The sequence below is a fragment of the Vibrio crassostreae genome (assembly GCF_024347415.1).
GTDB classification, from domain to species: domain Bacteria; phylum Pseudomonadota; class Gammaproteobacteria; order Enterobacterales; family Vibrionaceae; genus Vibrio; species Vibrio crassostreae.
Genome location: NZ_AP025477.1, coordinates 638,299 through 651,083, shown reverse-complemented (window position 1 = coordinate 651,083; position 12,785 = coordinate 638,299). Strand labels below are relative to the sequence as shown.

The 12,785-nt window shown below is 43.7% G+C and carries 11 protein-coding genes; 4 read left to right on the top strand and 7 right to left on the bottom strand.

Translation table 11 applies throughout. From position 1 onward, the window contains the following. Positions 1 to 144 precede the first annotated feature (144 nt). The 3 genes from OC193_RS18550 (at position 145) to mrdA (ending at position 6,109) form a co-directional block, all read left to right on the top strand. Positions 145 to 2,052 carry a bifunctional diguanylate cyclase/phosphodiesterase gene (locus OC193_RS18550; protein ID WP_048661989.1) on the top strand — a complete coding sequence of 636 codons (1,908 nt, stop codon included), beginning with the start codon at positions 145 to 147 and terminating at the stop codon, positions 2,050 to 2,052. A gap of 120 nt (positions 2,053 to 2,172) precedes the next feature. Next, a complete protein-coding gene (locus tag OC193_RS18545) occupies positions 2,173 to 3,828 on the top strand; it encodes an ABC-ATPase domain-containing protein (RefSeq protein WP_048660185.1) in 1,656 nt (551 codons plus the stop codon). 382 nt (positions 3,829 to 4,210) lie between these two features. Continuing rightward, entirely contained in the window at positions 4,211 to 6,109 is a 1,899-nt protein-coding gene (mrdA, locus tag OC193_RS18540) for a penicillin-binding protein 2 (RefSeq protein ID WP_019826612.1), read from the top strand. Between the two features lie 145 nt (positions 6,110 to 6,254). Here the strand turns inward: mrdA and OC193_RS18535 are convergent, their stop codons facing one another. Together OC193_RS18535 and OC193_RS18530 are read right to left on the bottom strand one after the other, a co-directional pair. After that, positions 6,255 to 6,875 (bottom strand): DNA-J related domain-containing protein, encoded by a 621-nt coding sequence (locus OC193_RS18535; RefSeq protein WP_048661990.1) that lies wholly within the window; start codon positions 6,873 to 6,875, stop codon positions 6,255 to 6,257. Between the two features lie 309 nt (positions 6,876 to 7,184). Next, positions 7,185 to 8,024: an isopenicillin N synthase family dioxygenase gene (locus tag OC193_RS18530; RefSeq protein ID WP_048661992.1), complete on the bottom strand. Its 840-nt coding sequence runs from the start codon at positions 8,022 to 8,024 to the stop codon at positions 7,185 to 7,187. 201 nt (positions 8,025 to 8,225) lie between these two features. On the opposite strand from OC193_RS18530, the gene OC193_RS18525 reads away from it, so the two are divergent. Next, positions 8,226 to 8,834, top strand: coding sequence for a DUF2238 domain-containing protein (locus OC193_RS18525; RefSeq protein ID WP_048660188.1), 609 nt, complete (start codon positions 8,226 to 8,228; stop codon positions 8,832 to 8,834). Positions 8,835 to 8,901: 67 nt separating this feature from the next. On the opposite strand, the gene OC193_RS18520 is transcribed toward OC193_RS18525, so the two are convergent. The 5 genes from OC193_RS18520 to OC193_RS18500 form a co-directional block, all read right to left on the bottom strand. Beyond that, positions 8,902 to 9,153 carry a hypothetical protein gene (locus tag OC193_RS18520; protein WP_017067298.1) on the bottom strand — a complete coding sequence of 84 codons (252 nt, stop codon included), beginning with the start codon at positions 9,151 to 9,153 and terminating at the stop codon, positions 8,902 to 8,904. Between the two features lie 21 nt (positions 9,154 to 9,174). Beyond that, positions 9,175 to 10,095, bottom strand: coding sequence for a DMT family transporter (locus OC193_RS18515; protein WP_048661993.1), 921 nt, complete (start codon positions 10,093 to 10,095; stop codon positions 9,175 to 9,177). A gap of 36 nt (positions 10,096 to 10,131) precedes the next feature. Then, positions 10,132 to 11,823, bottom strand: coding sequence for an SgrR family transcriptional regulator (locus OC193_RS18510; RefSeq protein WP_048661994.1), 1,692 nt, complete (start codon positions 11,821 to 11,823; stop codon positions 10,132 to 10,134). Between the two features lie 154 nt (positions 11,824 to 11,977). Then, positions 11,978 to 12,211 carry a DUF3389 domain-containing protein gene (locus OC193_RS18505; protein ID WP_017064605.1) on the bottom strand — a complete coding sequence of 78 codons (234 nt, stop codon included), beginning with the start codon at positions 12,209 to 12,211 and terminating at the stop codon, positions 11,978 to 11,980. A 52-nt stretch (positions 12,212 to 12,263) separates the two neighbouring features. Then, entirely contained in the window at positions 12,264 to 12,689 is a 426-nt protein-coding gene (locus OC193_RS18500) for a hotdog fold thioesterase (RefSeq protein WP_048660192.1), read from the bottom strand. Positions 12,690 to 12,785 lie beyond the last annotated feature (96 nt).

Below are 12,785 nucleotides of genomic sequence, written 5' to 3'. Positions count from 1 at the left end.
CATTTGAAAACCTCTGCAAAATTGCGGAGGTTTTTTCGTGCAACATTTCTTATACTTAATTAACGTAAGGTTCATAGTTTATTTGGTTCATCATAATTAACACAGGATGTGTTGATGCATTTAGCATAATTGACTCGGAGTCATATGAAGAAAATAAAAACGATAGACTTAGATATTCCAGACGATATGGAGTCAGGTTGGCAGAACATTGTTGACCTCTTGGCTCAAATCACTCAAGTGCCCGCCGCACTTATCATGCGTGTTCACGCCAACTATATTGAAGTTTTCTCAACCAGCCGTAGTGAAAATAACCCTTACAACAAAGGTGACTCTGAAACCTTAGGTAATGGGCTTTACTGTGAAACGGTGATGGAGTCTCAACAACAACTTGTTGTACCCAATGCCCTCGCCGATCCTGACTGGGAAAACAATCCAGATATCAAGCTCGGCTTAGTCTCTTACTGTGGTATTCCGCTGCTTTGGCCGAATGGCGAATTATTTGGCACCATCTGCATTTTAGATTCAAAAGAAAACCACTACACTCCCACCTATATCAAGCTTTTACAGAGCTTTCGCACCTCGATAGAGTCCCAGCTTAAAACCCTGTTTCAGCATGCTAAGCTCACTCAAATGAATAGAGACTTGAAAAACCGTGTTTACACTCGGACTAAAGACCTTGCGAGTCTTAATTATTCATTAAATCAAGAGATTGATAAGCGAAAAGCAGCAGAGCAAAAGATCAATTTCCAAAAGAATCACGATCTCGGTACAGGCTTTTTAAACCGAACCGCATTTGAATCTCGCTTGAACCACAAGCTACTGTCACAAAGAAGGCTAACAGACAGCTCATTTGCAGTCGTTCATATTGGTTTTACCAACGGCAGACGCATACAAGCTCGATACGGCTATAGTGCGTTAGACCAAGTACTTGTTGAATACCGACAACGCATCGACAGTATCTCTGATATAGAAGTGTTAACAGCACGCCCTACTTCAGTTGACCTCGTGTTGGCGTTTAGCGTTAAAGATTTAGACCATCGCCTAGAAGAACTTTGCCAGACGCTAGTTAAAGTTGGCCATTCAGAATTTGATATCGAAAGTGACAAAGTGCATTTGCACGCCTTTATTGGGATTGCAGTTACGAACGACGAAGATGATGCGGAACGCATTCTGCAAAAATCTTCTGAAGCGATGTTAGCCTGTAAAGATTCAGGACAAAAGTTCGCTTACTACTCTCAATCTCATACCGAAGAACAAACCCATATTAATAAGATCGAAGGCTATTTGCTTCAAGCCGTTCGCAATGATGACCTTATGCTCTACTTTCAACCCAAGGTATGCCCGCTGACGCATCGCTGGGTTGGTGCAGAAGCTTTGCTCCGTTGGCGACATCCTGTTTTGGGTGACATTTCTAACGAAACCTTGATACATATGGCTGAGCAAAACGGTTTGATTTTCGAAGTGGGTAGCTTTGTTCTTCGCAATGCGATTGAAAAAGCCAAAGAGTGGTCTGAATACGTTGACGATTTCAAAATGGCCGTGAATGTGTCTGCGATTCAACTTAAGAACGTGCACTTTGCGGAACAAGTGGTTCATCTACTCGAAACCTACCATCTAGAACCTCGTTGCTTAGAACTTGAAGTCACGGAGAGCGGCCTGATTGCAGATGAAGTGGTTGCCAAGAATACCTTAGAATCTCTGCATGATATTGGCGTTACATTGTCACTGGATGACTTTGGCACGGGCTACGCTTCTTTCAGTTACCTCAAGAAATTCCCATTTGATACCATTAAGATTGATAAGAGCTTTGTCGACCAAATGCTCAACTCACACGAAGACTCGGAAATTGTTCGTTCTATTGTTCAAATTGCGAAAAAGCTCGACCTAAAAGTCACGATTGAAGGCATAGAATCTGAGGTTCAGGAGCAATTTATTATTAATGAAGGCTGCGATGTGGGCCAAGGCTACCTTTACGGAAGGCCAATGCCGAGCCAAGAATTCGAACACAGCTTAATCAATCAAAACTATTTGGGGACAACTCGCTACGCTTAAAGCGAAAAAGAGCAGTTAGTTTTGGATTTAGGCCTACTTTCTCTTTACTCTAAAGGTGGTGATTTTTATAATCGCCGCCTTTCTGTTTTTATCTTTCCCCTTATATAGGCATTCCTCGTTATGGATCAGTTGACTGCAAAGCTTAAAAAGCTCGAAAAACAAAACTACCGTGCATATCAACAAATTAAAGGTCAATACGACTTTGCTGATTTTGAATTACACATCGACCACATTCAAGGTGACCCATACGCGTCAGCTTCTCGTTTTCGTGCAACGCGCGCGTGGTCTTTGACCGGGTTAGATTGGCTGAAAGAAAAATCTTATGAATACCAAGTAGCCGCTCGTGACTTTATCGCACGTAGCTTCTCTGAGTTCGCGAAACAAGAATCGACCGTGTCTATCGCCCTGACGGGCCAAACAGTATTAGACAATACGGCCGTTGTTTTCACAGAACACGGTATCGAAATTCGTTTCCGTATCAACCTACCTGCTGATGGCCGTAGCATTCTTGCTAAGAAAGCGAACAACATCATCACTTTCTACTTACCGAAGTTTATTCGTCGCGCAACGCTTGAGCGTGAGTTGAACATCGATGCAATGATTAAGCACTGTGAAACGATTGAAGACCAAGAAGCACTGCGTGCTCAATTGGACGAAAATAACCTAGCGGCGTTCGTTGCAAACGGCAGTGTACTACCGCGTATCGCGGGTAACTGTGACCTGCCGATGAAAGACGCGGTGCCTTTCGCAGCTCCAGAGTCGTTGAGCGTTACATTAAACACACCAAACCAAGGTGACGTGACTGGCCTAGGTATTCCAAAAGGCATTACGCTAATCGTTGGTGGTGGTTTTCATGGTAAATCGACTCTGTTGAACGCCGTTGAACGTTCTATCTACAACCACATTCCTGGTGACGGTCGTGAAGGCATCGTAACTGCGATTGATACGATGAAGATCCGTGCTGAAGATGGTCGATGTGTGCACAGCTTGAACCTGTCAAACTATATCAACCATTTACCTATGCAGAAAGACACGTCTGATTTCAGTACACAAGATGCATCTGGCTCTACGTCTCAAGCGGCTTGGTTACAAGAATCAATTGAAGCCGGTGTTCAAACTCTACTTATCGATGAAGATACGTCAGCGACTAACTTCATGATTCGTGATGAGCGTATGCAAGCGCTAGTGTCAAAAGGCGATGAGCCAATCACGCCACTTGTCGACCGCATTGGCCAACTTCGTGAAGAGATGGACATCTCTACCATTGTTGTAATGGGTGGCTCTGGTGATTACCTGGATGTGGCGAACACTGTGATTCAAATGCACGACTACCAAGCGGTAGATGTGACGGAAAAAGCAAAAGACGTTATTGCTCAGCACCCTACTCAGCGTACTAATGAATGCGAGACGGCTTTAGAAACGTTTGTGCCGCGTTCATTGAACCGTGCTTCACTCATGAACATTCTTACTGACGGTAAGTTCCGTGTTAATGCGAAAGGCAAAGAGTCACTGCGTTTTGGTAAGGAGTTCGCAGACCTTTCTGCGCTTGAGCAATTAGAATCGCCGTCTGAAGTAAACGCGATCGGTTGGGCTTGGTTCCAATTTGCACAAACTCCAGGTTGGTCAAACAACCCTGCGAAAGAGTTCAACGCTATTTTGGAAAACGAATGGCACGCTAACATGCCTAACTACGGTGATTTAGCGAAACCAAGAACATTAGATGTGATGGCAGCTCTTAACCGTATGCGTAAATCTCAGTTCAAGCCTTCGAACTGATTTCGTTAACTATAGGATTTATTGTGCTTCTAAGCTTTTGAAGTTCCAAGCTTCCAATTTACTAAGCTTCTAAGTCACTAGCTACTAAGTCAGCAAATTAACGGTCTACGGCTCTCATTCTGAGGGCCGTAAATCTTTCTAACCTCTATTTGCCCAACTTCTAGTGTTATCAAAACTCTTCAACTCTAAAAATTCACAAAACTAATCTTTACATCAATTACTTATCAACTTTTGTAATAAGAAAATTAAAGGCGCTGTTTACCGCCATCTAATGCTGTCGTTCCCTAAAATCATGACACAGCTTTTACAAAACCCTAGTGATATTCAGATAAAGTCCCGACTCGACAAGTGTAACCAAATGTAACAAACCCTTGAGGCTTCAATGAATCATAAACGCGTTAAGATGCGTGACCATAAAATCGAAGTGAACCTATTCAAAAACCGCGTAATCGTCGCATTTTGTGGGATCTTGATGTTCACTCTTGTCTTAGTCGGCAACCTATACCGACTTCAAGTTGAAAATTTTAAAAGCTATCAAACTCGTGCCGATGGTAACAGGATCAAAGTGTTGCCTATCGCCCCTACTCGTGGGCTGATTTACGACCGCAACGGCGTATTGCTTGCAGAGAACAAACTTGTCTTTGATCTGACTATGATTCCAGAGCAAACCGATGATGTCGATGCAATGCTCGCCAAGCTAGACAAATACGTCCCACGTGATGCCGAGCAGATCGCTCGTTTCAAAAAACGTTATCACAACACCCGCCGTTTTAAATCAGTGACCATTCTAGAGAACTTAACGGAAGAAGAGATTGCGAAGTTCTCTGTTCATCAGTACCAGTTCCCCGGGTTATCTATCGATACCAGCTTAAAGCGTTTTTACCCGAATGGTGAGGTTCTTACCCACGTTCTTGGTTACGTGGCGCATATCAACGATAGCGATCTAAGAAAACTCGAAGAACAAGGGATAGATGCGAATTATCAAGCTACAACAATTATAGGTAAACTCGGCGTTGAGCGTTATTACGAAGATATCCTACATGGAACCAAGGGCTATCAGGAAGTAGAAGTAAATAGCCGCGGACGAGTTGTTCGAACGATTGAATACGTGCCGCCAGTAGCCGGCAAAGATATCGTGCTAAATATCGACCTTGAACTGCAAAAATACGTTTTTGAGCAACTTGACCATAGAACTGGCAGCGCAGTTATTCTCGATCCAAAAGACAACAGCGTGTTAGCGATGGCATCAAGCCCGAGTTACGACCCTAACCTTTTTGTCGACGGCATTTCGAGTAAGAACTATCAACGCTTATTGAATGACCCTGCTCACCCGTTGGTAAACCGTACGACTCTAGGTGTTTATCCTCCTGCATCAACTGTTAAACCATTTATGGCTGTGGCAGGACTGCAAGAGCATGTTATCTCTGAAGATACAATTCGTAACGACCATGGGGTATGGAGAATTCCCGGTTCAAAACGAAACTCCAAATCGTGGCGTGACTGGAAACGTTGGGGGCACGGGCCTGTTGATGTCACCCAAGCGATTGAAGAGTCTGTGGATTCATTCTTTTATCAAACCGCTTTTGATTTGGGTATTGACCGAATCTCAAGTTGGATGAACCGATTTGGATTTGGTGAACCGACAGGTATCGACATCTATGAAGAAAGTACCGCCAACATGCCGACTCGAGAATGGAAAATGATGCGTTATCGCACCCCTTGGTATCAGGGCGACACAGTACCGATTGGTATTGGCCAAGGTTATTGGACTTCGACACCGATGCAACTTGCTAAAGCAACTTCAGTATTGGTTAATCATGGTAAGGTGATGCCACCGCATATCTTACGAGCTACCTTAGACCACGGTGAAGATTTCAGTACCCAAAAACTTGTCGAACCGGAGCCAATGCCCTCAATCACTGAAGTACCGGATAGAATTTGGGATGTGCCCATCAACGCGATGCGACTCGTGAACCACGGAAGTCGAGGCAGCGGCAGGCGTGCATTTAAGGGAACTAAATACACGAGCGGCGGTAAATCAGGAACTGCACAAGTGTTTGATCTTGCGAAAGATCAGGTCTACAACTCGAAGAAACTCGCTAGGCATCTACTTGACCACGCGCTTTACACAGCTTTCGCACCTTATGAACACCCTGAATATGTCGCGACTGTGGTCATTGAACACGGTAACGGCGGCTCGAAAGTCGGCGCACCTTATATCCGTAAAGTACTCGACTATGCCTTTGAGCATAAAAGTGGTGAGAGTAAAGATCACTCCTAGCACCAACAACTTAAGTCGCTACAACACATAACGTAGTTACCCAAAACATAACGTAATTACGACAAAGCCCCACTTGTGTCACTCACAATATGGGGCTTTATATTTTAGGGTTCCACCCAGCTAGGCAGTTAAAAGTGACTGTCGATTATGAGCTTCGTAATACATGCCATGCTTCACAGAGCGTCTGAAATTTTGCGGTGTTACCCTCGTCTCGGTCTGGATGCCATCTCAACGCCAGTTGTCGCCAACGTTTTCTAATCTCATGGTGAGTGGCGTCTATGGGTAGCTCAAATAAGTTCAACGCTCGGCTTCGATCCATATCGAGCTCATCACCACCAACAAACTTCCGGTACCGAGTCCAAAATTCGTTCAACAGTCTTTTAACTTCACCTTCATCCGCTTCATAGTTAACCCAATTAATATAGTAGTCTCGAAGTGGATCTTGACGCTCGATGTTGTGGTTGCTTCCGTGATAACGACCGTTCATCAATTCAATGTCCATCGCTTGGACTTGTAGCCAACCATCAGGATGTAAAGTTTCTTGAAGCTGATAAAGCGCATTCATGATCAGGAAGTTCTTTTTAAACAACTCTTTCTCAGGCACCGGATCTAACTCTGGCACAAACCCAAGGTCGTTCAGATGAGCCGCCAATGTGTGAACTTTCCATCCACTTGGCTTTTGCTTAAGCACTTCCATTATCGGCCAAAGCAATGGGTTTTCCATATGACAATGAAAGTTTGCTCTCACATCTTGATGATTCGACATAGTTGACTCAGTTAGCTTCTCTGAATTAATGGATTTCTAGAACCGTGGATACTATAAGTAACCTGTTTCGCATCCGTTACGTATCTTCTTTAATTGAAAGCGATTTTCTACGATTTGTCGAGCTTAAGGACAAACAACTTTCTAACGCTTGGCTTAAAGACACCTTTCATCGTCAAAAACTGAGTACCATTTTGTTGAATACAACCGTTAGTAATAAAGCCGCTCTTCTTTGGCACGGATACAAAAAAGGTCAGTAATTTAGCTGACCTTTCACATCTATCCAGTATTAGGGACTAAGCATTTAACTCATTAGATAACGCCAAGCTCTCTTAGACGTTCCATTAGGTATTCGTTTGCTGTGTACTTTTCAGATAGCACTACTTCTGGTTTCGGGTGAAGGAATAGAGGCAAAGAGATACGAGACTTCTCTTGGCGTTCACCTGATGGGTTGATTACACGGTGAGTTGTCGATGGGAAGTAACCACCTGATGCTTCTTGAAGCATGTCACCGATGTTGATGATCATGTTACCGAAGTCACATGGAACATCTAACCACTCGTCATTTTGTGCTTTAACTTGAAGGCCCGGCTCGTTTGCTGCAGGAAGAACAGTCAGTAAGTTGATGTCTTCGTGTGCCGCAGCGCGGATTGCACCTGGCTCTTCATCACCTTGCATTGGTGGGTAGTGAAGAACACGAAGCAAAGTCTGTTCACTGCCGTTAATCATTTCTGATAACGCAATAGAGAATTTCTCTTGTACTTCTTGAGGAGCATGAGCTTCAACCCAACCTAGCAGCTCTTGAGCAAAAGCATTCGCACGTTGGTAGTAATCTAGAATCTGTTCTTTGAGCTGTTCAGGGATTTTGCCCCAAGGGTATACGTGAAAGTACTCTTTGATGTCTTTTACAGTGTGGCCCTTAGCAACTTCAGAGACTGAAGGTGGAAAATATCCATCTTGTGTTTCAACATTAAAGTGGAAGTTCTCTTTCTCTTCAGAGATGAAGAATTGGTACCAGTTTTCGTAAATTGACTCAACAAGCTCTTTCGGGATTGGGTGGTTCTTAAGAACACCAAAACCAGTTTCACGTAGAGAGCGAACAAATTGTTCTGCTGCGTCGTCAGCAAGGTAATCGACAGTTTCCAGTTTCATGACTTTCTTTCTTGTTATGTAGTAATAGAGCGATTTTAAGGATCGCTTTGTTGTAAATCAAACTTTTGTGAAACTCTAGCAACCGTTTGTCTAGATACTGGGCGATAACGCCACTTTTCAACAAATCTGGTGATTAAACCTCAATTGAACGCTGTTCATTATTGTGTAACACTATTAAAAACTTCGACGAGAGATCTTGATATGACAATCACACCACTTGCTCAAAATCGGCCATTACTGTCATTGACGACGCTGTATCTGACTGTGTTTCTATTTTCAGCGTTCGCTCCCTCTTCAAGAGCTGTGTGGATTGCCGAAATTGTCCCAGCGCTCGCGATATTGGTGGGTATTTGGTGGTTATCAACAAAGGTCACCTTCACTAAGACAGCCTACGTTTTAATGTTTATCTGGCTGATTTTGCATACGATAGGCGCGAAATATACCTTCGCTGAAGTGCCATTTGATTGGTTTAATAACATGATAGGTTCTGAACGCAATAACTTTGACCGTGTCGCCCATTTCTCTATTGGCCTTTATGCTTACCCACTCGCAGAGTACTTGATTCGTAAAAAACTGGCTCAACCGGTACTGGCGTGTTTCTTTGCGCTATTTGCGATCATGGGTGTTGCTGCAGGTTATGAAATTATCGAGTGGTGGTACGCGGAGATTGCAGGTGGTGATGAAGGTATCGCATTCCTTGGTTCACAAGGTGATATTTGGGATGCGCAGAAAGACATGCTGTGTGATACAACTGGCGCAATTGTCTCGCTAATACTTCTTAAGCTCCAAGGGCGTGTCAAAGTTCATTGATACTAGCTTTTGATTCTGAACTTCAATAACAGTTCTGAAATGCCACACAATGAGTGCGGTGGCATTTTTATTTCATTGTTACCTTGCCACCAACAAACTTGTAGGCTGGCGTACCTCGAACCAAGGTATCTCGCGCAAATTCAATCCCGCATTCAGGGCACACACATGGCTCTGTCGTGAAATCTTCAACGATACGCTCCTTAAAACATTTCACGAGTGCACCTTTGCCACCTTTCCGATATTTAAAAAGTTGCGTTTTACATTTGGCGCAGAAAATCTGAACCGTCTTGGTCGGTTGTTTCTTGTTTGGTTTAGCCATAGAAGTTAATGATTGAACTCTTTATTTCTTATGTTTAGGAGCGACAAGAACCAAGCTTATCCCAAGAAGTATAACGGTTGATGAGACTATAAATTGCATGGTGACAGGTTCAGATAACAGTAATACGCCACCAAGTGTCGCGATAACTGGAACAGAAAGCTGTGCAATAGACGCAACCACCGTATTCAGTTTTTTCACCACGTAATACCACAAACTATAACCGATACCAGAAGCCACTGCGCCCGATATAACCGCGTAAATCAAACCTTGCTCAGTGATAGATACTTGCGGTAACGCATTAGGTATCAAAGAAAATAAGCTTAATGCCAAAAGGATAACTAGCGAGCTGAATCCAAAGTTAGCGGTGGTCGATTGCAGTGCGTTTGACGATTTCTTTCCGGCCAACGTGTAAATGCCCCACCCAACTCCAGCCAAAGACATCAAGAGGATAGAAACTAAGTCGGGTGCCTGTGTCGATTCCGTTGGCATTAACAAGTAAGCAAGCCCTGCCACAGATAACAAACACCCGCCCCACTCAATGAGTGACATTCTGTTGCCAGAGAACAAATGCGCGGCAATCATTGTAAATTGCACTGCGACAAACAACACCAGAGCACCAAGACCTGCGCCAAGCTCTAAATAAGCAAACGAGAAGCCAAACATATACACGAGCAGTGACAATATGGATGTTAATTGGAACTGTGATTTGAGCTTTGTGTATCCCGATATACCGCTGTTATATGAATCCTGTTTAGGTTTGGAGTTAGATTTAGACTGCGAAGATAACGTTAATAAAATCAGAAGTGTTAGCGCTCCAGACAAGATACGTACAATCGAAAAGCTCAAGGGATCAATCGTTTGATCCATTAAGGCCCAGCGACAAAGCACGGAGTTAGCAGCAAATGCCACCAATGTAATCAGGGTTACTAAAACGGTTTGCATTGGTCTTTCCTTGTCCTTGCTGAGGTTAGCCGTGTATTAATCAACGTCAGGTTTAACCCATACTTGGCTAAAATCAAACCAACCAAGCGCATTGCACTTAGCGTTTTGTAAGGTACCACATTGGTCTTTGTTTACGCCTAACCAACAATGGAACATCGGAATCAATTGGTTGCTTTGTACCAGTTGCTTACCGAGTTGCCTTGCTGGAAACTGTTCAAATTCACCAGAGCGCCAACGATCAATCATATGGCACCATTGATCAAAATCGTCTGCGGGACTGGATTCATCGAGGAAACTATAATCCATAAGCCAACATGCCAGTGCGTCGTCTCTGTTATTCGCAATTCCCATGGGGTTAATCCAAATGTCCACATCATCAGCATGCGGTGGATCGGTTTCGTAACCCAAAAGCTCAACATCAACATTATATTGTTTAAGCACAGTAACAATGGCCTTCGCGAGCGTAGGAAACATTGGGTGCTGGCATTGGTAAGCTAACTTTATTGCAGGCTTATTATCGGCTGGTGGACATTCCGGAACCTTTAACTTGATATCGTACCAACCAGGCTTGATGCCATAAGCATGCAAAACGCCCAAATCAATGACGGTTTCTTTTGGTATATGTACAAAAAGACCGGCAGCATTTAACGCATTTGACAAAAACTCCGCCCAAGCGGGATCTTGCGCTATACCTTTCTTTCTGTTGAGTAATAGATACGTACACCCCGGATCGAGCTCTACTTCATCGCTATCGCCGCGGTCGGCCATTACAGGCTTAGAAAGACTTGGATAAACCATTGATGAATAAGCCTCATCCACTACCCAAACTTCAACGCGATCAATTAACGGTCTGAAACCAAAATATCCGTTGAAAGCCGTTAACACGAGTTGTTTCTCGTCGTTCTTTTCGATGCGGTAAGGCCCTGTTCCAATCGGTCGAATATCGTAGTCTTCACCACGTAAAGTGACCGGTAAAGTGACTTTAGCGACCGATTCCGTTAGTGCGAGCGGAAAATACTTGTCTGGACGTGTGAGGAAAACATCTACAACACAATTTGCAGGTGAAGATACATCTTTGATATGCGAAAACATGTTGAGAGGTTCAAGGGCAAGAAGTGTATCCACAACATGATTGGTTAACAGAGGTTCCCCGTTATGAAAACGAACACCTGGCCTCAAGAAGAACCGCCATTGATAGTCACTAATCTGCTGCCACGAGTGCGCAAGATCAGGCTGGAGCTGATCGTTTTCATCCAAACGCGTTAGACCACTGAAGACTTGGCAGGCGATGTGTTGTTCTGAACGACGCATAGACTTTGTCGGATTAAGCATGGATAGCGGACGATAATAAGGCAAACGAATGACCTGTTCGCCCTCTTGATATTGCACACCCAAGTAGTTCTGAATGACTTGGGTGAGTTTCGCAGCATTGTGATCAAGCACTGACAGCGCCTGTCCAATTTTGCCTTCCTGTAAGTAGCGTCTCGCTAAGTTCTCGCTCACATCACAACGATTTTGCTTAAAGATAAGTTGAGATAACTTCCCTCGACCCGCCGCCGGTAACCATTCGACCCATCCTTCTTCCTCAAGCTTGTTGAGGACCATTCGGGCATTACGACGGGTACAACAGAGCACATCCGTGATGTCGTCTAACTGAACATCAGAATCTTTACCATCGAAGTATTCAAACAGGGTTTCAAATTGAACGCGAAGTCTTGGGCTGCTCATAAAGAGGAAAACTTATTCAAAGGACATTGAATTCAGTTTCCCTATTTTACGGCCTAAAAGCAATATTACTGGCACAATTTTATTATGGATTATTGAGTATGACATCCTAAGACGTTATTCAATCTGAAGGGTTAAGTGCTTTTACAACATAGGATTACATCACATCGCAGCCAATTTCATTAGCGATCTCACGAAGCTGCTGTTCGTCGTCCAATTTTATCGACCATTTACACTCAGAGCCATTGGCTGAAATGACATTTGCCCCTTTTCCGATCAGTTGAATGGCATCAACTTGAGCTTGTAGCGTGACTCTATGTTCACCATCTAAACGAACAACCAGCTCATGTGCCGTTGCGATGACTTTTCCACTTTTAAACGTTATGACCATGGGATTCTCGGGCTACTTCTTTAAATACAAAAAACTGATGACTTTAAGTCTATTATCGCTTGTGTTTCTTTACAGCGATGGTTAAGCGGCTGGTGCAAACTAAACGTTGACGTTCATCTGTGATATTGATCTGCCATACTTGTGTCGATACACCAAGGTGAATGGGCTCAGCAGTACCGATGACGTTGCCTTCGCGCATTGATCTTACGTGGTTAGCATTGATATCGAGTCCAACGCAATAGTAGCCTTCTGGAACGCAGAAATTTGCAGCGAGTGAGCCAAGAGTTTCTGCTAAAACCACGGATGCACCGCCGTGAAGCATGCCCAGTGGTTGGTGCGTGAAATGACAAACTGGCATGGTTGCCACCAAGGAATTGTCGTTAACCTCGGTGTAAACAATGTTGAGGTGTTCAATTAAGGTATTTTTTGAGGTCGCGTTGAAGGTATCTAGGTCAACGGGCTTTTTCCAAATACTCATATAGGTTCCTTAATTATTGATCTTATTATCGCGTGCATAGCTTTTTTCTATATTACCGCTGTTAGTTAACTTACAGCCCTTAGCTATTACACAAGT